Below are 19,351 nucleotides of genomic sequence, written 5' to 3'. Positions count from 1 at the left end.
ATCGATAGTGATCCCCGTGCGCGGGGGCGGATTTTGTTGTGAAATCCCGATTTGTTGATCGGGCCGGTTGATCGCCGCCCTGTTTTCGGGCCTCTGCGGTTTGCAGCCGGCCCCGCCTGTGGCATGGCGCGCGCAAACCTCACGAACGGACCCCGCCCATGCGCTCGGCGCTCACCGCCCTGGCCACGCTCGCCGCGGCCGCCCTCCTCTCCGCCCAATTCGGCACCCAAGCGCTCGCGCAGAGCGCCGTCCCGGTCCGCATCGGCGTGATCCCGGTGATCGGCGCCGCGCCGGTCTTCGTCGCCGACCGCGAGGGCGGGCTGAAGCAGGCGGGGCTGACCCCCGCCTTCACCACCTTCGAGTCCGGGCCGAACATGATCCAGGCGCTGGCGTCGGGCACCATCGACGTCTACGTCGCGGGCATCGCGCCGCTCGCGGTCGCCCGCTCGAAGGGCATCGACGTGCGGGTGGTCGCCGCCACGGCGATCGAGGAGATGGTGTTCGTGGCCGGCCCCAAGCTCGCCCCCTACTTCGCCGCCGCCCCCGACAAGGCCGAGGCGCTGCGCCAGTTCAAGGCCAAGGAGAACCGCCCGGCCCGGCTCGCCACCCAGCCGCCGGGCTCGGTGCCCAACACCACGCTCCAGCACTGGCTCTGGCAGGCCGCCAAGGCCGACAAGGCGGACGTGCAGGTCGTCGCCATGGGCATCGACGCGACCCAGCAGGCCCTGCTCGCCGGCGCGGTCGACGGCGCCTCGATCCGCGAGCCGGCGCTGACCATCGTCCAGGAGCGCAACCCGGCGATCAAGCTGATCGCCACGGGCGCCGAGATGTTCCCCGACCAGCCGGGCACGGTGGTGGCCGTCTCGGGCGCCTTCGCGGACAAGAACCCGGCCGCGGTGCAGGGCCTCGTGGACGCGCTGGTCAAGGCGACCCAGACCCTCAAGACCGATCCCGACCGCGCGGCGCCGGCCGTCGAGCAGGCGCTCGGCAAGGGCATCACCGACGTCGCCACCATCCGCCGGGCCATCACCTCGCCGGCCGCCAAGTTCACCGCCGACCCGCGGGTGATCGTGGAGGCCACGAAGGCGATGCAGGATTATCAGGTCAGCATCGGCACCCTCGACAAGGCGGTTCCGGTCGACGGCCTGTTCGTCCCCTCCTACTACGAGAAGGCGGCGCAGCCGGCACGATGACACGCTTCCGCGCGACGCTGCTCGCCGCGGCGGGGCTGGCGGTCTTCCTCGGCATCTGGGAGGCCGCGCCCCGGCTCGGCCTGATCAATCCGGCCTTCCTGCCGCCGCCGAGCACGATCCCCGCCGCCTTCGGGCGCGAGATCGCACTCGGCGTCTGGACGGCGGCGGTGCTGTCGAGCCTCAGCCACTACGTGGCGGGGCTGGCCTGCGGCGCGGGCGCCGGGATCGGTCTCGGGCTGGTGGCCGGCATGTCGCGCGGCTTCGAGGCGGCGACCGCCTGGGTGGTGCGGCTGCTCCGCCCGATCCCGGGGCTGGCCTGGGTGCCCTTCGCGATCATCTGGTTCGGCGTCGAGCCGTCGGCTGCGGTGTTCATCATCGCGGTGGGCGTGTTCTGGATCGTGTTCTTCGCAACCCAGGGCGCGGTGCGGGGCGTCGACCGCGACCTCGTCGAGGTGGCACAGGCCTTCGGCTTCCGCGGCCCTCTCCAGCGCCTCGTCAAGATCCTGCTGCCCGCCGCGACCCCCGGCATCCTGGTCGGCCTGCGCACCGCGCTCGGCCAGGCCTGGATGGCGGTGGTGGCCGCCGAGATCTTCGGCGTGCCGGGCGTCGGCCAGCGCATGATGCAGGCCTCCTCGCTCCTCTCCACGGACATCGTGGTGGTCTACATGCTGACCATGGCCGGGCTCTACGGCCTGTTCGATTCCGCCTTCGTCGCCCTCCAGGGCTGGCTCCTGCGCTGGCGGGCCTGAGATGCCGGACACCATCATCGACATCCGGGGCCTCAGCCTCGTCTACGGCACGGGCGAGCGCCGCAACGTCGTCCTCGATGCCCTCGACCTCGGCGTGGTGCGCGGCGAGGTTCTGGTCATCGTGGGCGAGTCCGGCGTCGGCAAGTCGACCCTCTTGCGGGTGCTGATGGATCTGAGCCGCCCGAGCGGCGGCACGGTGGAGATCCACGCCCGGCCCGATTGCCGCACGCCGATGGCGATGGTGTTCCAGGACGCGCGCCTGCTGCCCTGGCGCCGGGTGATCGACAACGTCGCCTTCGGCCTCGAAGGCTCGGGCCTGTCGCGGGCGCAGCGCCGGGCGCGGGCACACGCGATGCTGGCGCTGGTCGGCCTCGCCGATTTCGGGGATCGCTGGCCGCACCAGCTCTCCGGCGGCCAGCGCCAGCGCGTCGCGATCGCGCGGGCGCTCGCGGTCGAGCCCGACGTGCTGCTGATGGACGAGCCCTTCTCGGCGCTCGACAGCTTCACCCGCGAGGGGCTGCAGGACGAGTTGCAGCGCATCACCCAGGAGACGGCCAAGACGGTGCTGTTCGTCACCCACGACATCGACGAGGCGGTGACCATCGCCGACCGCGTCGTGGTGATCGCCGGTCCCCCGGGCCGCATCGCCGCGGAGGTCCGGATCGGCCTGCCGCGTCCCCGCATCCGCCGCGACGCCGCGCTCCAGGACATCGCCCGGCAATTGCGGGCTGAGCTGTCCCGGCGCTCGGCGGATCTGTGAGGGAGGCGGGCTGCGGGCGCGCCGGCCGCCTCAGACCGCGAACCCTCGCAGCCCCCACGACACCGCCATGCCCACGAGCACGGCGGCCCCGAGGAAGCGCCGCCACGGGTTGACCCCGCGCACCACCTCGTCGAGCGCCCACCAAGCGAGGCAGAGCAGGGCGCCCGCTCGCGCCGCGCGGCCGAGCGTACCGGCCGGATCGAGCGCGAACCCGACCGCCGTGAGGCCGATGAACAGCCAGAGCGGCAGGTTCGGCCATTGTCCGACCGTGATCCGCCCGTCGACGCGGCTGCGGAAGGTCCAGTCGAGCGCCTGGCGGAGCGCGGGCACTGTCAGAGACGGGCGCCGTCCGCCCGGCGGATCGGCGCGCAGATCTCGGGGCTGATCTTGTCGAGGTGCTGGCAGGCGTTGTCGCGGTACCACGTCCGCAACTCGGGCTGGTTCGGTGCGACGTACATGCCCACGAGCACGAAGCCCGCGCCCACGAGGATGACGAGAAGCAGCAGGTTGCGCATCGGGCGGTCTCCCTGAAGCCGCCCGCGGGCGGCGCTCCCACAACGCGGCGATGCCCGAAGGGCTCCCGCCGGCATCCCGGCGTGCGGCCGCGCACGGTTAATATTGCGTCGGGTGGATCATAACGCATTCACGTTTCGTTAACGGCGAAATGTGGAAACCGCGCCGCAGATCTTAACGGACGATGAAAGGACTCGCGCAAAAGCCCCGCAATGCGCGATCGTTAAACGTCGCCGAGAGAACGCGGCCCAATTCGAGACGCCAGAGCCGGTCATGAGCAGAATCGAAGACCTGAAGTTCCTCGTGACACTGACTCTCGTGGTGCTCTGCGGCAGCGGCCTCGACGCGATGCTGCGCTGATCGGGGCGTTTTAGGCCTCGCGCATGAAGGCGCGCGCCAGGGCGTGGGCCGCCGCACTCGGAACGGTTTCGACGCGCCCGCCAGGGCAGGACGGTTCGACGGTGCGAAGGACCATCCGGGTCCGGTCGGCCCGTGGACGAGGGCTCGGCACGATGCGCGGGTCCGGTCCAGAACGCAGGACGCTTCTCAGGGCGCGAACCCGCGCAGCTTCCTCGACGCGCAAGCGCCAGATCCCGACCGCGAGGCCGGCAAGGCCCAGCCCTTCGAGCCAGAGCGCGATCTCGTAACCCGGTGCCATACCCGGTGTCATGCCCGTCCCCGTTGCAGGGCCGGTCTGTCGCGCGCATGGTTAGCGGATCCTTAACGGCCATCGCGCTGCAGCAACAGGCGCCTCGCGCCGCGCTGCGGCGCGAGGCGGGTCGCGGCCTACCGGTGCCGGTGGCTCCGGCGCGTCTTCACCGTCCGCTTGCGCGGCGCGGGCGCCATGGAGGGGTCCGCGGCCCCCGGTGCCATCGCGGGCGTGCCGCCCGGGGCGCCCGAGCGGCGCTCCATTCCGCCGAGCGGACCGCCGGCCTGGGAGCCCGAGGCATTGTAGGGCGAGCCGCCCTGCGCGAGGGCGGAGCCCGCCAGCAGGCTCAGCGAGGCGGCGAGCAGCAGCGTCGTCTTGGTCATCGGAACGGACTCCGGGTGCGGGGCGTGGCACATCCTGGGGCGACCGTCGCGGCCGGCCCCTCGGAGGAACCCTATCCTCTCGGGCAAGTTCCGCCCGGGGCCGGTCGTCGAATTGCGCAGCCCGGCGGCGCGACCTATCTCGCCCGTCTGACCTTGCCGACCTCTCCCGCGCCGGAGCCCCGTTGACCCTCCCCTCACCCGATGCCAGCGGCGCCTACCTCCTCATCGACGTGGCCGGCACGCCCTGCGCCCTGCCGCGCGCGGCCGCGGGGGAGATCCTGCCGCTCCCCGACCTGTTCCGGCCGCCGGCCAGCGGGGCCTGGCTCGCGGGCTTCCTCAATCTCGGCGGCGAGGCGGTGCCGGTGGTGGACCTCGCCCAGCTCCTCGGCCTGCGCGGCGCGACGCCTGAGCCGGGCCTGCACGCCCACATCGTGCTCGGCCGTGACCGGGACCTCGCCTACCTCGTGGACCGTGTGACCGACCTCGTCGGCGTGGCCGCGGAGGCGTTCCGGCCGGTCGACCCGGACCGGAGCCTGAACGGATGCGTCGCCGCCGCGATCGAGCGCGGCGGCCGTCTCGTCCACGTCCTCGACCCGGCCCGACTGCTCAGCGCCGAGGAGCGGATGCGCGTCGAGGCGGCCGCCCGCGCGGCGGCCGAGCGCCTCGCCGCCCTGCCCGCGGCCTGAGGCCCGGGGCCGCATGCGGGAGCCCGGCTCCAGGGATTCCCGGATCAGCCTCGCGGCCGATCCCGGCTACGGCGCCCTCAAGGCGCGGATCATCGCGCGCACCGGCCACCACTACTACGCCGACAAGGACGACCTGCTCTCCGACCGCCTGCGCCGCCGCTTCCGGGCCCTGGGCGTGGCTGACGCCGCCGCCTACGCCGCACTCCTGGAGCGGGCGCCCGAGGAGTGGACGGCGCTCGAGGCCGAGATCACCATCGGCGAGACCTTCTTCTTCCGCTACGCCGAGCAGTTCGCGGCGTTGCGCGGGACCATCCTGCCGGACATCCTGGCGGCGCGCGCGGCCGAGCGGACCTTGCGGATCTGGAGCGCGGGCTGCTCCACGGGGGCCGAGCCCTACTCGCTGGCGATCCTCGTGCACGAGCTGCTCGGGCCCGCCCTGCCCGACTGGCAGGTGACGATCCTCGGCACCGACATAAGCGCGGCGGCGCTGGAGACCGCGCGCGCGGCCGAGTACGGGCGCTGGGCCCTGCGCACCTCGCCGCCCGAGGAGCGGATGCGCTACTTCCGCGCCGTGCCGCCCCAGCCGGGCGCGGCGCGCGAGAGCGGCTACGCCCTGCGCGAGGCCTACCGCCGCCTCGTGCGCTTCGAGCGGCGCAACCTGCTCGAACTCCTCGGAGCCGGCGCCCCGCCGCATCTCGACGGCTTCGACCTGATCCTCTGCCGCAACGTGCTGATCTACTTCGACGCCGAGACCGTGGCGGCGCTGATGCGCGCCTTCGGCGCCCGCCTGCGGGGCCAGGGCTGGCTGCTGATCGGCCATGCCGAGCCGAACCCCGCCTTCGCCGGCTGGCTCGACGCCGTGAGCCTGCCCGGCACCGTCGCCTATCGCCGCCCGGGCGAGGCGCGCCCAGAGGTGGTACCCACGAAACCCTGGCAGCCGACGGCCCTGCCCGATCTGCCGCCCGCGCGACCGGACCCGCTCCCCGACGTCCCCCCCGCGCCGTCGCCGTCCGAGGACGGGGTGCTTCGTGCGCGGGAGTCCGTCCCGCCGCCATCCGCTCCGCCGGCCGGTGCGGCCGCCCCCGGGAGCGGGACGGATGCCGAGATTGACCTCGAGACGGACCCTGAGACCGTCCTCGCGGAGATCCGCGCGCGCGCCGATGCGGGCGAGAGCGGTGCGGCCTGGCGGGCGCTCGGCGCCGCGCTCGCCGTGCGCCCGACCGACCCGCGGCTGCGCTTCTACGAGGGGCTGATCGCGGCGAGCCTCGGGCGCGAGGCCGAGGCCGAGCGGGCCTTCCGGGGCGCGATCTATCTCGATCCGGGCTTCGTCATGGCCCACCACCATCTCGGCCTGCTGCTCGCGGGCCTCGGGCGGGCGGAGGCGGCGCGCCTGGCCCTCGACAACGCGCTGCGGCTGAGCCAAGCCCTGCCGCCGGAGATGGTGCTCCGCGAGGGCGACGGCGCGACCGCCGCCGAGATCGCGGCGGGCGCCCGGGCGGCGCGGGACGGGATCGGGCGATGAGCGGGGCGGGAGCGGCGTGAGCGCCGGGAAGGGCAGCGGGTCGATCGGCCGCACCGCCGGGGCGGTCATCGGCAGGGCCGCCGACGCGGCCGTCGAGAGGGCCGCCGAGCGGGCCAGGGCGCTCCGCGCGGCCCGGACCGAGGTGCTCGCCCGGCGCGGCCGCGACCGCGCGGCCCTGGCCGGGACGCGCGCCTACCTGGTCTGCGCCTGCGGCGCGGAGCGCTACGGCCTGCCGCTCGAGGCGGCCGCGGGGGTCCTGCCGATGCGCCCCTGCACCCCGGTGCCCGGCGCGGTGCCGGCCCTCGTCGGCCTCGCGGCCGTCTCGGGCCGCATCGTCAGCGTGCTCGACCTCGCCCGCGCCCTCGGGCGGCCCACCCCCGGAGCCGGCCCCGGCGGCCACCTCGTCACCCTGCGCAACGCCCCCGTGCCGCTGGCGCTCGCCGTCGACCGCGTGCTCGGCGTCGCCGAGATCGACTTGGACGCGCCAGACCTGGACGAGGAAACCTCGGCCAAGCCCGACCTGCCCGCGGCCGCGCATCCGTCCTCCGGCGGGATGGGCGACGCGGCCGTTTCGGGCTATGCCCCCGCCAAATCCGAGGGCGGCGACTTCGTCGTCCTCGACCTGCCGCGCCTGCTGCGGCGCGCCCTCCCCTGACGCCAGAGGCCGTTTCCCGGCCCCGGAGCACGCCGCCTTGACCTCGCTGTCGCTCTCGATCGGAAAACGGATCCTCCTCGGCTTCGTCGCCATCACGGTGGTGATCGTCGCCATGGGCTTCTACGCCATCGGCCAGATCGGCGCGGTGCGCGAGGCGACCGACGCGATCGTCGCCCGCGACCTCTCGGTGGCGCGCCAGCTCGACGACCTCGCCAACAAGGCGCGCGACATGGGCCTGTACCGCCGCAACGCGGTGATCGCCGTGCTCGCGCGCGAGACCGACGCGCAGGCGGTCAACCGGTCGCTCGACAACTGGCGCAACGCCGCGGGCGAGGCCGACGCCCTGCTGGCCTCCCTGGTCCGCGCCTCCAACGGCTACGCGGAATCGGCCTTCACGCCCGGGCGGGCCGCGATCTGGAAGCGGCTCGCGCTCGGCGCCGCCGACACCGCCAGCCTGTTCCGCCAGCTGCGCACCGCCAGCGAGGCGCAGGTCGCGGCGATCGCCGCGCGCGACGCCGCCGCGATCGAGGCGCGCAACCCCGACATCAACAGCATTCAGGAGAGCGTGCTGCGCGGCATCGAGCAGAACCGCAACGTTCTCGACGAGGGCATCGCCACGGGCCAGCGCACCGTCCAGGGCATCTACGAGGCGAGCCGCCTCTCGATCCTGGGCACGCTCGCCGCCTGCGCCCTGCTCAGCATCCTCGTGACCATCCTGATCAGCCGCGCCGTGGTCCGGCCGCTGGAACGGGTGATGGGCTTCGTGGAGCGCGTCGGCTCGGGCGACCTCTCGGGCGAGCTGCCCGCCCAGGGCGGCGACGAGATCGCCCGCCTCAGCCGGACGCTGAACCAGATGGTGGGCGGCCTCGCCGAGCTCGCCCGCACCAACCGCGCCGCGACCGCCGACCTCAACGCCGCGGCCGCCGAGATCCGCGCCTCCGCGCAGGAGCAGGCGGCCTCCGTCGAGGAGCAGTTCGCCGCCGTTCAGGAGACCGCCGCGACGGTGGACGAGATCACCCATTCGGGCGCCCAGATCTCGAAGCGGGCCGGCGAGGTCATCGCCACCGCCCAGGCCACCGCCCAGACCTCGCGCCAGGGCCTGCGCGCGGTCGCCGACACCGCCAAGGCCATGGACGCGATCCGCGAGCAGGCGGAGGCGGTGGCCGGCAACATCGTGGCGCTCTCCGAGAAGACCCAGGTGATCGGCGACATCATCGAGACGGTCAACGATATCTCGGAGCGCACGCACCTGCTGGCCCTGAACGCCGCCATCGAGGCGGCCGCCGCGGGCGAGGGCGGGCGCAGCTTCGCGGTGGTGGCCGCCGAGATGAAGCAGCTCGCCGACCAGGCCAAGGCCGCGACCGTGCAGGTGCGCGGCATCCTCGGCGAGATCCAGCGGGGCATCAACACCTCGGTCATGCTCACCGAGGAGGCGGTCAAGCGCGCCGCCACCGGCAAGGCGCGCTCCGACACGACGCACCGCACGATCGAGGAGATCTCGGCCCGCGTCGAGGAGAACGTCCAGACCTTCCAGCAGATCGTCGCCTCGACGAACCAGCAGCAGCTCGGCATCGAGCAGGTGATGGGCGCGCTCCAGAACATCCGGCAGGCGAGCCAACAGACGGCTGCCGGCACCCGCGAGGTCGAGGCGGCGTCCGCCAACCTCACGGAGCTGGCCCAGGCCCTGATGGCGCTCGCCGAGCGCTACCGGCACTAGGCCCGGGCTTCCGCCTTGGCCGACATCCGCCAGCTCCTGCTCGCCGCCTTCGAGGTCGAGCACCGCGAGCATATCGAGGCGATCCGCGCCGCGCTCGGCACCGCGGGGGCGGGCGCCGCGCCCGATTGGAACGACATCTTCCGCCGGGCCCACAGCCTGAAGGGCGCCGCCCGCGCGGTCGATCTGCCGCCCGTCGAGGCGCTGGCCCACCGGCTGGAGACCCTGTTCGAGCGGGTCAGCACGGGCGCCGCCCTCGACCGCGCGGCCGAGAGCGCCACGCAGCTCGCCCTCGACCGGATCGAGGCCTACGTCGCCGCCATCAAGGAGGCGCCGGACGCCGCCATGCCGGGCGACGCGCTGGCCGCGCTGGACGGCTGCCTCGGTCCGGACCGGTCGGAGGATCCGGCTTCCGCGCCGCCCGCCGAAGCGCCGGCCGCGCCCGCCTTCTCCGCCTCGCTGTCCCAGCTCTCTGCCGAACCCTCCACACCGCCCCTGCCGAGGCCCGCCGCCCCGGCCGAGCCGGCACCGGAGCCCGCCCAGGCGATCCTGCGCGTGCCGGCCGAGACCGTCGAGGCCCTGTCCCGGGCGAGCCACGACCTCACCAGCGCCCTCGGCGGCGCCCCGGTAGCGGAGGGCCTCGCCCGCATCGCCCGCGCCTGCACCGACCTGCGCCGCCGGGTCGGGGGGCTGGCAGGCGCTGGCCAGGCTGCCGACGACACCGCCGGCGAGGCGGCCCGGGCGGAGCTGCGCGGCCTCGACGGGGCGCTCGCGGCGCTCGCGCGCGAGGCCGGCGACCTCGCCCGACGCCACGCCGCCGCCGCCGCGGTGCTCGACGGGGCCGCCGCCCGGGTGCGCGCCGAGGCCGAGCGCCTCGCCCTCGTCCCGGCCGAGACCGTGCTGGGCCTTCTCGCCCGCACCCTGCGCGAGACCGCGCGCGAGCAGGGCCGCGACGTCGCGGTCGCCACCCGCGGCCTCGACGTCCCGGTGGACCGGGCCATCCTGCAGAGCCTGAAGGACCCTGTCCTGCACGCCCTGCGCAACGCGCTCAGCCACGGCTGGGAGCCGCCGGAGGTCCGCGCCGCCGCGGGCAAGCCCGAGGCGCTGCAGATCGGCTTGGAGGTCGCGCTGCGGGGCGGGCGGCTCGTTCTCACCGTCTGGGACGACGGCAGGGGCCCCGACCTCGCGGCGATCGCCGCGCAGGGCCGCCGCCGCGGCCTCCTCGTCGAGGGCGAGACGCCGGATCCCGACGCGCTCCTCGCCCTGGTCTTCGAACCGGGCTTCTCGACGGCTTCCAGCATCGACACCCTGGCGGGACGCGGCTTCGGCCTGTCGGTGGTGGCGGATGCCGCCCGCGCCCTCCAGGGCAGCGTGCGCCTCGGCCCCCGCGCGCCCGCCGGCAGCCAGCTCGTCCTCAGCCTGCCGCTCGCCGCCTCCCGGCGCAGCCTGCTCCTGGTCGAGGCGGGTGGGGCCACCTACGCCCTGCCGGGCGCGGGCGTGGCGCGCCTGCTGCGGGTCGAGCGCGCCGGTCTGCCGCAGGCCATGGGCCGGACCCTGCTGCGCGTGGCGGAAGCCGAGGGCCAAGGGGGGGGTGAGGCCGAGGCGAGTCTCCCGGTCGCGGCGCTCTCCGACCTCCTGAACCTGCCGGCGGCGGCGCCCGGCCGGAACCTCACCGCCGTGCTGCTGCGGGCGGGCGGGCGCCGCCTCGCCCTCGCGGTCGAGCGTCTGCACGACGTGCGCACGCTCCTCGTCCTGCCGGTGCCCCCCGTGGGCGCCGACCCAGACCTCGTCGCCGGCACCGCGATCCTGGCCGGCGACGTGCCGGTCCTGGTGCTCGATCCCGAGGGGCTGGCCGCCCGCGCCGACGGGGCCCTGCCCGCCGCCTCGACCGCGGCTCCGCCCGACATCGACGGCGAGGCCGCCGGAACCGCGCCGCGGGCGCGACGTTCGATGGTGCGCGCGACGATTCTGGTCGTCGACGATTCCATCACCACCCGCACCCTGGAGAAAGGCATCTTGGAAGCGGCCGGCTACCGCGTGGTCGTCTGCGTGGACGGACAGGACGCCCTCGACCGGCTGCGCGCCGAGATCGAGCCGGTGGACCTCGTCCTCGCCGATGTCGAGATGCCGCGCCTGGACGGCTTCGGCCTGCTGCGCGCGCTCCGGGCCGACGAGCGCTTCCGCCGCCTGCCGACCGTGCTGATGACCTCCCGGGGCGACCCCGAGGACGTCGCTCGCGGCCTCGAACTCGGCGCCGACGCCTACCTGACCAAGCAGAAGTTCGACCAGAGCGGGCTTCTCGAGACGATCGGGCGCCTGCTGTGAACGGGGCCGGCACGGCGCACGGCGGCCGCGTCCGGGTGATGCTGGTCGAGGACAGCCTCGTGGTGCGCGAGCTCCTGCGCCACATCGTCTCCCGCGACCCGCGCCTGGAGATCGTCGCGGCGGTCGCCTCCGGAGAGGAGGCGCTGACCCTGATCGACGTCGTGCGTCCCGACGTGATCTCGATGGACATCCGGCTCCCCGGCATCGACGGCCTGGAAACCACCCGCCGCATCATGACCGAGCACCCGACGCCGATCGTCGTGGTGGCGGACGCGGTCGAGGATTCCTCGCTGCGCATTTCCATGAACGCGCTGCGGGCCGGCGCCCTCTCGGTGGTCGAGAAGCCGGTGGCGACGACCCATGCCGGCTACGAGGGCATCGCGGGCGAGATCTGCACGCAGCTCCGTATCATGGCCCAGGTCCCGGTGATCCGCCGCCGGCCGATCGGCACCGAATGGGCCGGGCGTGGCCCCGCCGCGCCCGCGATCCGGACGGGTGCCGCGCCCACGGCAAGCCTCCAGGCGCCGACCGTCCTCGGCATCGCCGCCTCGACCGGCGGCCCCCCGGCGCTCGCCCGGGTGCTCGGCGCCCTGCCGGCGGATTTTCCCTTGCCCGTCCTCCTCGTCCAGCACATGGGCGCTGCCTTCATGGACGGGTTCGCGGGCTGGCTCGACGGGGTGGTGCCGCTGGCGGTCGGGATCGCGCGCGACGGCGAGCAGGCCAAGGCCGGCCGCGTCTACGTGGCGCCCGGCGACCGCCATCTCGAACTCGGGTCCAACCGCACCCTGCGCATCCTCGACACCGCCCCGGTCTCCGGCCAGCGCCCGGCCGCGACGGTGCTGTTCCGCTCGATGGCCCGGCAATGCGGCGCCTCCGGCATCGGCGCGCTCCTGACCGGCATGGGCGAGGACGGCGCGCTCGGTCTCCTCGACATGCAGGCGGCCGGAGCCCAGACCATCGCCGAGCACGAGAGCACCGCTGTCGTCTACGGCATGCCGGCCGCCGCCGTCCGGCTCGGCGCCGCCCGCAGCGTCCTGCCCCTCGACCGGGTGGCGGGCCAGATCCTGCGCCTCGTCGATCCCGAGGCCGTGCCGTGAGCGCCGCCGCGGAGCCGGGATCGGCCCCCCGCATCCTCCTGGTGGAGGACTCGGAGACGCAGGCCCTGGAGCTGCGCCTGTTGCTGGAGCAGAGCGGCTTCACTGTCGCCCGCGCGGCGACCGCGGAGGCCGCCCTCGACCACCTGAACCGCGAATTGCCCGACCTCGTCGTCGCCGACTACCACCTGCCCGGCATGAACGGCGACGAGCTGACCCGGCAGATGCGCCTCTCGCTGCGCACCCGGGCGTTGCCGCTCCTGATGCTGACCGGCGCCCGCGAGGGCGAGCGCCAGGGCCTGGAGAGCGGCGCCGACGCCTACGTCGCCAAGTCCGACGATCGCGACCTGCTGGTCCTGCGCATCCGGGCCCTGCTGCGTGAGCGCGGCAAGCCCGCGGCCGCCGGCGAGGCGCCGGGCGCGGCCGGGTTCCGGCGCGGGCGCGTCCTCGTCATCGACGGCAGCGCCACCTACCGCACCTTCCTGGCGGGCCTGCTCGGCCAGGAGGGCCACGCCGTCACCACCGCGGACGGGCCGGAGGAGGCGCTCGCCGCCCTCGACCGGGACGGCGAGCCCTTCGACTGCGTCACGCTCGACCTGCTGAGCCCGGCCTATGACGGGTTGGAGCTGTGCCGCGCGGTCGATGCGCGCCGGACGAGCCGGGCGGGGGGGGCCGGCTTCCACCTCGTCGGCATCTCGGGCTCGACCCCGGCCAAGGACTTCCTCGTGCGCGCCTACGCGGCAGGCGCCGACGACGTGGTGGCGAAGTCCGACGCCGAGGTGCTGGCGCTGCGGGTACGCGGCCTCGTGCGCCGCCGCCTTCTGGAGGAGGACGACCGCCGCATCGCCGGCGCTTTCGGGGCCCGCGAGCGCGCGGTGGAGCGGGCCCGCGCGGAGGCCGAGGCGGCGGAAGCCCGCGCCAGCCTCGCCGACGCGCTGGAACAGGCCAACAGCGATCTCGCCACGGCCAACCGCCGGCTGACCGAGGCGCAGGCCAAGCTCGTCCAGGCCGCCAAGATGGCCTCGCTCGGCGAGCTGGTCGCCGGCATCGCCCACGAGATCAACAACCCGCTGGCCTTCATCCTGGCCCACCAGGGCACGGTTGAGCGCCTGCTCGGCGAGTTGCCCGGCCTCGCCGACGAGCGCGGCGCGAAAACCCTCGCCAAGGCCCGCGACCGGGTCGGCGCCATGCGGATGGGCCTGACCCGGATCCAGGACCTCGTGCTCAACCTGCGCAAGTTCTCGCGCCTCGACGAGGGCGAGCGGGCGCTCGTCAACGTGCCGGAGGCGATCGAGACCGTGCTGGCGCTGATCCAGCACAAGCTCGGCACGCGCATCGGCGTAGAGCGCGACTTCGCCGGGCGGCCGGAGATCCGCTGCACCCCGGCGCTGCTCAACCAAGTGGTGATGAACATCCTCTCCAACGCCGCCGACGCGATGCCGGAGGGGGGCACCATCCGGATTGCCACCCGGGCCACCGAGGAGACCGACGAGATCCGCATCAGCGACACCGGTCCGGGTATTCCGGAGAGCCTGCGCGAGAAGATCTTCGAGCCGTTCTTCACCACCAAGCCCGTCGGATCGGGTACCGGACTCGGCCTCGCGATTGCCTACAGCGTCGTTCAGGCGCATAGCGGCGTCCTCAGCGTGGAGACGGCCCCGGGGGGAGGTGCCTGCTTCGTGATCGGGATCCCGCGGCAGGCTGTGGACGCATGACGCACGGTACCCAAGACGCGTTTCGAGACGGATTTCTGGAGGACGGGACGGGCTTGGCGGCGCATCGCGGCACGATCCTGGCCGTCGACGACGAGCCGGACATCCTGATCGCCCTCGAGGACCTGTTCGAGGACGAGTACCGGGTCCTCACCAGCCCGAAGCCCGCCGAGGCGCTGGAGATCCTGCGGGCCGAGCCGGATATCGCCGTGGTGATCTCGGACCAGCGCATGCCGGGCATGACCGGCGACGCGCTGCTGGCCGAGGCCCGCACTTTCCACGACGCCCAGGCCATCCTGCTCACGGGCTACGCCGACATCACCGCGGTGATCGGGGCGCTCAACCGTGGCGGCATCATCGGCTACGTCACCAAGCCCTGGGACGCCGGCCTCCTGCGCGGCACCGTCCGCACCGCCTTCGAGCGCCACAGCCTCGGGCGGGAACTGGCCACCGAGCGCGCCCTGCTGCGCGGCCTCCTCGACCACGCCGAGGAGGCGATCTCCTTCAAGGACGCGCAGGGCCGCTTCGTGCGCCTCAACGCCCGCAAGGCGGCGCTCCTCGGGCGCTCCGTCGCCGACAGCCTCGGCCGCCGCGAGGCGGATCTCGCGCCCGTGGCCGCCGAGAGCGCGGCGGCGGATCTCGCGGCCGTCCGCTCGGGCGAGGTCGGCAACACGCTCGTCTCGGAAGGGCCGGCCGGGGCCGAGCGCTGGACCCAGGTGGTCCGCGTGCCGATCCGAGACGCCGCCGGCGCCGTCGCCCACCTCGCCACGATCGAGCGCGACGTCACCGAGCAGAAGAGCCTGGAGGCGCGGCTGCGCCAGTCCGACAAGATGCAGGCGCTCGGCACGCTCGCCGGCGGCATCGCGCACGACTTCAACAACCTGCTCACCGCCATCCTCGGCAGCCTGGAACTCGCGGTGCCGAAGGTCGAGGGCCAGCCCCGCGTCCAGCGCCTGATCGAGAACGCCCGGGGCGCCGCCGAGCGCGGCGCCTCGCTGACGAAGCGCCTCCTCAGCTTCAGCCGCACCCACGACCTGCACGCCCGCGCCACCGACGTGAACACGCTGATCGCCGGCATGAGCGACCTGTTCGGGCGCAGCCTCGGCGGGCTGGTCACCGTGCGGACCGACCTCGCCCCGGACCTGCCGCCCGCCCAGGTCGATCCCGATCAGCTCGAACTCGCGGTCCTGAACCTCTGCATCAACGCCCGCGACGCGATGCCCGACGGCGGCACGATCGTGGTGGCAACGGACCGGCTCGTCATCGCGGACGATCCGGATCTCGCCCCCGGCACCTACCTGCGGGTCAGCGTGACGGACGAGGGGAGCGGCATCCCGCCCGAGATCCTGAAGCGGGTCTGCGAGCCCTTCTTCACCACCAAGGCCGTCGGCCAGGGCACCGGGCTCGGGCTCGCCATGGTGTTCGGGCTGGCCCAGCAGTCGAAGGGCCGCTTCAGCATCGAGAGCGCGGTCGGGCGCGGCACCCGGGTCGAGCTCGCCCTGCCCTGCGCCGAGGGCGCGGCCCAGGCCGAGACGGCCGAGGAGGCCGACGCCCCCCTGGCGAGCCGGCCGGCCCGGGTCCTCGTCGTGGACGACGACCCGGAGGTGCGCCACGTCACCGCCTCCTTCATCCGCCGCTTCGGCTACCGCGAGACCGAGGCCGCGAGCGGCACGGCGGCGCTGGCCCTCCTGGAGCGCGAGACCTTCGACCTCGTGGTGGCCGACCTTGCCATGCCGGGCATGAGCGGCGTGGACCTCGCCAACCTCGTCCGCGCGCGCTGGCCTGACCTGCCGCTCCTGATCCTCACAGGCCACGCCGAGGCGATCGAGATTCCCGAGGACCTGCCGGTTCTGGCCAAGCCCTTCCAGTCGGCGGAACTCGCACGGCGTGTGTCGGCGCTTCTGGATTGAGGCTCGGGCAGGCCCTGCTCAAGGACGACCCGCCAACGCGATCGCCTTGCGCAGGATGCGACGGCCGACAGGGAAGGCCTCGGAGATCAGATCGGCGGCATGCGTGTCAGACCCTGTCGGCATGAGCGCCTTCAGGGATGTGGTCTCAGGCCATCCTGCACCGGCCGGCACCCGAAATGAAGAAGGCGGCCCCGAGGGACCGCCTTCCTTAAGAGACCGCTGGTGCCGGACCGGCTCAGGCCGCGTCGGCGACCTGCTGGCTCGGGCCCGAATCCTTGCCGCGGGCGTCGACGTCGCGGTCGACGAACTCGATCACGGCCATCGGGGCGTTGTCGCCGTGGCGGAAGCCGGCCTTCATGATGCGGCAGTAGCCGCCCGGGCGGCCCTGGTAGCGCGGGCCCAGCACGGTGAAGAGCTTCTTGACCATGTCGGCGTCGCGCAGCTGCGCCATCGCGAGACGACGGGTGTGGACGCTGTCGGTGCGGCCGAGCGAGATCAGCTTCTCGACGACCGGGCGCAGGTCCTTCGCCTTCGGCAGGGTGGTGATGATCTGCTCGTGCTTGATCAGCGCGGCGGACATGTTGGCGAACATCGCCTTGCGATGCTCGGCCGTGCGGTTGAAGCGGCGACCGCGGTAACCGTGACGCATGGTGCTGGCCTTTCCGTATGCTGCCGGCCGCCGTGCCAAGGAACGGCCGGTGCCTCCTCAGGAGGCGTCTTCGTTCTCCGCTTGACCCCGCGGCGGGATTTTTTGGTTGGGGCGCCCCGGCTTCGCTGGGGCGCCACGTCGGTGCGATGCGCCGCTCCGGTCAAGCCCGGAGCGGCTTCGCCCCCTCAGTAGTGCTCCTCGAAGCGCTTGGCGAGGTCCTCGATGTTCTCCGGCGGCCAGCCGGGGATGTCCATGCCGAGGTGCAGACCCATGCCGGCGAGCACTTCCTTGATCTCGTTGAGCGACTTGCGGCCGAAGTTCGGCGTGCGCAGCATCTCGCCCTCGGACTTCTGGATGAGGTCGCCGATGTAGACGATGTTGTCGTTCTTCAGGCAGTTCGCCGAACGGACCGAGAGCTCCAGCTCGTCCACCTTCTTGAGCAGCGCTGGGTTGAAGGGCAGCTGCGGTGCGAGCGGGGCGGCCTCCTCCTTGCGCGGATCCTCGAAGTTCACGAAGACCTGCAGTTGGTCCTGGATGATGCGCGCGGCGTAGGCCAGCGCATCCTCCGGCGAGACCGCGCCGTTGGTCTCGACCGTCATGGTCAGCTTGTCCTTGTCGAGATCCTGGCCCTCGCGGGTGTTCTCGACGCGGTACGAGACCTTGGTGACGGGGGAGAACAGCGAGTCGACCGGGATCAGGCCGATCGGCGCGTCCTCGGGGCGGTTGCGCTCGGCCGGGACGTAGCCCTTGCCGGTGGCGACCGTGAACTCCATGCGGATCTCGGCGCCGTCGTCCAGCGTGCAGATCACGAGGTCGGGATTCAGCACCTGCACGTCGCCGGTGACCGCGATGTCGCCGGCGGTGACGAGGCCCGGGCCCGTCTTGCGCAGGGTCATGCGCTTCGGGGTGTCCGACTGCGAGCGGATCGCGATCGTCTTGATGTTGAGGACGATGTCAGTGACGTCCTCGCGCACGCCCGGGATCGAGGAGAACTCGTGCAGCACACCGTCGATCTGCACGGCGGTGACGGCCGCGCCCTGGAGCGAGGAGAGCAGCACGCGGCGCAAGCTATTGCCGAGAGTCGTGCCGAAGCCGCGCTCCAGCGGCTCTGCCACGACGGTCGCGACGCGCTTCGGGTCGTCGCCGGTCGTCACCTGCAGCTTGTTCGGCTTGATCAGCTCTTGCCAGTTCTTCTGAATGACCACGGTCCTACCTCTCGCCTCTCACGCGCCGCGCCCCGGGACGCCTCGCGTTTCGGCCGGTCCGCCTGGCTGCCCCCGCCCGCGGAACCGGTCCCTGAATGAAACCTACTGGGCGGCGACCCAGAGCTCCGGCACGAAGCTGTAGGCCGCCCCGTCCCGCGCCACGTAGCCGAGCGCAGGGAATTCGAGGTGGTTGCCGGCGATGAAGCTCCGGTCGTTCGCCACCATGTCGAGCACGCGCTTGCGGGTCTCGCGCGCCTGCTCGACGTCGACGTCGAAGACCATGCCGGCCTCCGGCTGCTTGAACTGGATCGCGGGCAGATGCACCACGTCGGTCCAGCTGAACAGGCTCTTGTCCCCGGAAACGATCCGGAAGCCCGTGTGTCCCGGCGTGTGGCCGGGCAGGTGCACGGCCTCGATGCCGGGCAGAACCTCGCCGCCCCGGTGGTAGCGCAGGCGGCCGCCGTAGGGCGCCACCGCCTTCTGGGCGTTCTCGAAATAGGCCTTGGCGCCCTCCGGCGCGCGGGCCAGCGCGTCCTCGCCGAGCCAGTGTGCCGCCTCGTCGGTGTGCAGCACGATCTCGGCGTTCGGGTAGCGCCCCTGCCCCCGGTCGTCGATCAGGCCGCCGGCATGGTCGGGATGCAGGTGCGAGATCAGGATCGTGCCGATCTCCTCCGGCTTCACGCCCGTGAGCGCCAGCGCCGCCGGCACGCGGCCGAGCGTGTCGCCGCCGAGGCTGCCCATGCCGGTGTCGATCAGGGCGGGCTTGCGGCCGGGGCCCGTGATCAGGAAGGCGTTGAGGGTGATCCTGGGATCCTGGGCGCGGAAGCCGGCCGCCTGGAGCCGGCCGGCCTCGTCCTTGGAGATGCCCGCGACGAGATCGAGGGAGCCCTGCAGGTAGCCGTCGTTGAGGACCGTGACCGTGAGGTCGCCGACCGGCCAACGCAGGACGCCTGGAAGTGCCTTCGAGCTGTCCGTCACGCAGATCTCCCCGTTCGAGTGCGCTTGTGGGCGGCGCCGCGCGAACGGCCCCGCCCGCCCTGTCGCACGGCCCCGCGACGGGGCCGTGTCGGTCGCCCGATCAGACGCGGCGGCGCTTGCGCGGACGGCAGCCGTTGTGCGGGATCGAGGTCACGTCGCGGATCGAGGTGACGGTGAAGCCCGCGGCCTGGAGGGCGCGCAAAGCCGACTCGCGGCCCGAACCGGGGCCCGAGACCTCGACCTCGAGGGTGCGCATGCCGTGCTCGGCGGCCTTGCGGGCGGCGTCCTCGGCGGCGACCTGGGCGGCGTAGGGGGTCGACTTGCGCGAGCCCTTGAAGCCCATCGCGCCCGACGAGGACCACGAGATCGTGTTGCCCTGCGCGTCGGTGATGGTCACCATCGTGTTGTTGAACGAGGCGTTCACGTGCGCGACGCCCGAGACGATGTTCTTGCGCTCGCGGCGGCGGACGCGTTGCGGTTCCTTGGCCATGTTCTGCTCGTCAGTCCTTCAGGCACGCCCGTAATGCCAGGCGCTCGGGATTCTTTTGGGATGTCGGCGGCGCGGATGCGGAGATCTGCGAGCGCCTGTCCGGGGCCGCAGAGGGACACCCGCACGACGGAGAGAAGGCCGAGCGCAGCACGGCCTCCCAAGTC

General features: G+C 73.4%; 19 protein-coding genes. 11 read left to right on the top strand and 8 right to left on the bottom strand.

From position 1 onward, the window contains the following. Positions 1–158: 158 nt before the first annotated feature. From DK427_RS16190 to DK427_RS16180, 3 genes are read left to right on the top strand one after another with little or no spacing between them, the layout of a single operon-like run. Complete coding sequence (locus DK427_RS16190; RefSeq protein ID WP_109952158.1) at positions 159–1,193, top strand: ABC transporter substrate-binding protein; 1,035 nt, start codon at positions 159–161, stop codon at positions 1,191–1,193. Continuing rightward, positions 1,190–1,942, top strand: coding sequence for an ABC transporter permease (locus tag DK427_RS16185; RefSeq protein WP_109952157.1), 753 nt, complete (start codon positions 1,190–1,192; stop codon positions 1,940–1,942). Before DK427_RS16190 ends, DK427_RS16185 begins: the two co-directional genes overlap by 4 nt. Before the next feature lies 1 nt (position 1,943). Further along, the gene (locus DK427_RS16180) at positions 1,944–2,702 is read left to right on the top strand and encodes an ABC transporter ATP-binding protein (protein WP_109952156.1); all 759 of its coding nucleotides are present in this window, start codon (positions 1,944–1,946) and stop codon (positions 2,700–2,702) included. Between the two features lie 30 nt (positions 2,703–2,732). Here DK427_RS16180 and DK427_RS16175 read toward each other — a convergent pair whose 3' ends face one another. The 4 genes from DK427_RS16175 to DK427_RS16160 all read right to left on the bottom strand — a co-directional run bounded on the left by DK427_RS16175 (position 2,733) and on the right by DK427_RS16160 (position 4,247). Then, a complete protein-coding gene (locus DK427_RS16175) occupies positions 2,733–3,032 on the bottom strand; it encodes a hypothetical protein (RefSeq protein ID WP_109952155.1) in 300 nt (99 codons plus the stop codon). A 2-nt stretch (positions 3,033–3,034) separates the two neighbouring features. Further along, positions 3,035–3,217, bottom strand: coding sequence for a hypothetical protein (locus DK427_RS16170; protein ID WP_109952154.1), 183 nt, complete (start codon positions 3,215–3,217; stop codon positions 3,035–3,037). A 368-nt stretch (positions 3,218–3,585) separates the two neighbouring features. After that, positions 3,586–3,873 carry a hypothetical protein gene (locus tag DK427_RS16165; protein ID WP_109952153.1) on the bottom strand — a complete coding sequence of 96 codons (288 nt, stop codon included), beginning with the start codon at positions 3,871–3,873 and terminating at the stop codon, positions 3,586–3,588. A gap of 128 nt (positions 3,874–4,001) precedes the next feature. After that, positions 4,002–4,247, bottom strand: a complete 246-nt coding sequence (locus DK427_RS16160) for a hypothetical protein (RefSeq protein WP_109952152.1) — start codon at positions 4,245–4,247, stop codon at positions 4,002–4,004. Between the two features lie 182 nt (positions 4,248–4,429). On the opposite strand from DK427_RS16160, the gene DK427_RS16155 reads away from it, so the two are divergent. The 8 genes from DK427_RS16155 (at position 4,430) to DK427_RS16120 (ending at position 15,865) form a co-directional block, all read left to right on the top strand. Next, positions 4,430–4,933 (top strand): chemotaxis protein CheW, encoded by a 504-nt coding sequence (locus DK427_RS16155; RefSeq protein WP_109952151.1) that lies wholly within the window; start codon positions 4,430–4,432, stop codon positions 4,931–4,933. Between the two features lie 13 nt (positions 4,934–4,946). Beyond that, a complete protein-coding gene (locus tag DK427_RS16150; protein ID WP_109952150.1) occupies positions 4,947–6,455 on the top strand; it encodes a CheR family methyltransferase in 1,509 nt (502 codons plus the stop codon). A gap of 67 nt (positions 6,456–6,522) precedes the next feature. After that, a complete protein-coding gene (locus DK427_RS16145) occupies positions 6,523–7,110 on the top strand; it encodes a chemotaxis protein CheW (RefSeq protein WP_204165338.1) in 588 nt (195 codons plus the stop codon). A gap of 46 nt (positions 7,111–7,156) precedes the next feature. Continuing rightward, the gene (locus DK427_RS16140; protein ID WP_109954211.1) at positions 7,157–8,827 is read left to right on the top strand and encodes a methyl-accepting chemotaxis protein; all 1,671 of its coding nucleotides are present in this window, start codon (positions 7,157–7,159) and stop codon (positions 8,825–8,827) included. A 15-nt stretch (positions 8,828–8,842) separates the two neighbouring features. After that, the gene (locus tag DK427_RS16135) at positions 8,843–11,149 is read left to right on the top strand and encodes a hybrid sensor histidine kinase/response regulator (RefSeq protein ID WP_109952149.1); all 2,307 of its coding nucleotides are present in this window, start codon (positions 8,843–8,845) and stop codon (positions 11,147–11,149) included. Positions 11,150–11,187: 38 nt separating this feature from the next. Beyond that, on the top strand, positions 11,188–12,246 hold the full coding sequence (gene cheB, locus DK427_RS16130; RefSeq protein WP_109954210.1) for a chemotaxis-specific protein-glutamate methyltransferase CheB: 1,059 nt from the start codon (positions 11,188–11,190) through the stop codon (positions 12,244–12,246). Beyond that, positions 12,243–13,958 (top strand): response regulator, encoded by a 1,716-nt coding sequence (locus DK427_RS16125; RefSeq protein ID WP_109952148.1) that lies wholly within the window; start codon positions 12,243–12,245, stop codon positions 13,956–13,958. Before cheB ends, DK427_RS16125 begins: the two co-directional genes overlap by 4 nt. Then, positions 13,955–15,865, top strand: coding sequence for a response regulator (locus DK427_RS16120; protein WP_109952147.1), 1,911 nt, complete (start codon positions 13,955–13,957; stop codon positions 15,863–15,865). Before DK427_RS16125 ends, DK427_RS16120 begins: the two co-directional genes overlap by 4 nt. A 235-nt stretch (positions 15,866–16,100) precedes the next feature. Here the strand turns inward: DK427_RS16120 and rplQ are convergent, their stop codons facing one another. From rplQ to rpsK, 4 genes are all read right to left on the bottom strand, one after another. Then, positions 16,101–16,514: a 50S ribosomal protein L17 gene (gene rplQ / locus DK427_RS16115; RefSeq protein ID WP_066917987.1), complete on the bottom strand. Its 414-nt coding sequence runs from the start codon at positions 16,512–16,514 to the stop codon at positions 16,101–16,103. Between the two features lie 185 nt (positions 16,515–16,699). Further along, positions 16,700–17,719, bottom strand: a complete 1,020-nt coding sequence (locus DK427_RS16110; protein WP_066917989.1) for a DNA-directed RNA polymerase subunit alpha — start codon at positions 17,717–17,719, stop codon at positions 16,700–16,702. 102 nt (positions 17,720–17,821) lie between these two features. Then, the gene (locus DK427_RS16105) at positions 17,822–18,697 is read right to left on the bottom strand and encodes an MBL fold metallo-hydrolase (protein ID WP_109952146.1); all 876 of its coding nucleotides are present in this window, start codon (positions 18,695–18,697) and stop codon (positions 17,822–17,824) included. A 100-nt stretch (positions 18,698–18,797) separates the two neighbouring features. Next, positions 18,798–19,187: a 30S ribosomal protein S11 gene (rpsK, locus tag DK427_RS16100; protein WP_066917992.1), complete on the bottom strand. Its 390-nt coding sequence runs from the start codon at positions 19,185–19,187 to the stop codon at positions 18,798–18,800. Positions 19,188–19,351: the final 164 nt, after the last annotated feature.

The organism is Methylobacterium radiodurans (assembly GCF_003173735.1).
Taxonomy (GTDB): Bacteria; Pseudomonadota; Alphaproteobacteria; order Rhizobiales; family Beijerinckiaceae; genus Methylobacterium; species Methylobacterium radiodurans.
This window is presented reverse-complemented; position numbering and strand designations above follow the sequence as displayed.

Bases quoted from the DNA above. Each gene is read 5' to 3' on its own strand.
- DK427_RS16190 (WP_109952158.1), top strand. From the start codon at position 159: ATGCGCTCGGCGCTCACCGCCCTGGCCACGCTCGCCGCGGCCGCCCTC.
- DK427_RS16185 (WP_109952157.1), top strand. From the start codon at position 1,190: ATGACACGCTTCCGCGCGACGCTGCTCGCCGCGGCGGGGCTGGCGGTC.
- DK427_RS16180 (WP_109952156.1), top strand. From the start codon at position 1,944: ATGCCGGACACCATCATCGACATCCGGGGCCTCAGCCTCGTCTACGGC.
- DK427_RS16170 (WP_109952154.1), bottom strand. From the start codon at position 3,217: ATGCGCAACCTGCTGCTTCTCGTCATCCTCGTGGGCGCGGGCTTCGTG.
- DK427_RS16165 (WP_109952153.1), bottom strand. From the start codon at position 3,873: ATGGCACCGGGTTACGAGATCGCGCTCTGGCTCGAAGGGCTGGGCCTT.
- DK427_RS16160 (WP_109952152.1), bottom strand. From the start codon at position 4,247: ATGACCAAGACGACGCTGCTGCTCGCCGCCTCGCTGAGCCTGCTGGCG.
- DK427_RS16150 (WP_109952150.1), top strand. From the start codon at position 4,947: ATGCGGGAGCCCGGCTCCAGGGATTCCCGGATCAGCCTCGCGGCCGAT.
- cheB (WP_109954210.1), top strand. From the start codon at position 11,188: ATGCTGGTCGAGGACAGCCTCGTGGTGCGCGAGCTCCTGCGCCACATC.
- DK427_RS16120 (WP_109952147.1), top strand. From the start codon at position 13,955: ATGACGCACGGTACCCAAGACGCGTTTCGAGACGGATTTCTGGAGGAC.
- rplQ (WP_066917987.1), bottom strand. From the start codon at position 16,514: ATGCGTCACGGTTACCGCGGTCGCCGCTTCAACCGCACGGCCGAGCAT.
- rpsK (WP_066917992.1), bottom strand. From the start codon at position 19,187: ATGGCCAAGGAACCGCAACGCGTCCGCCGCCGCGAGCGCAAGAACATC.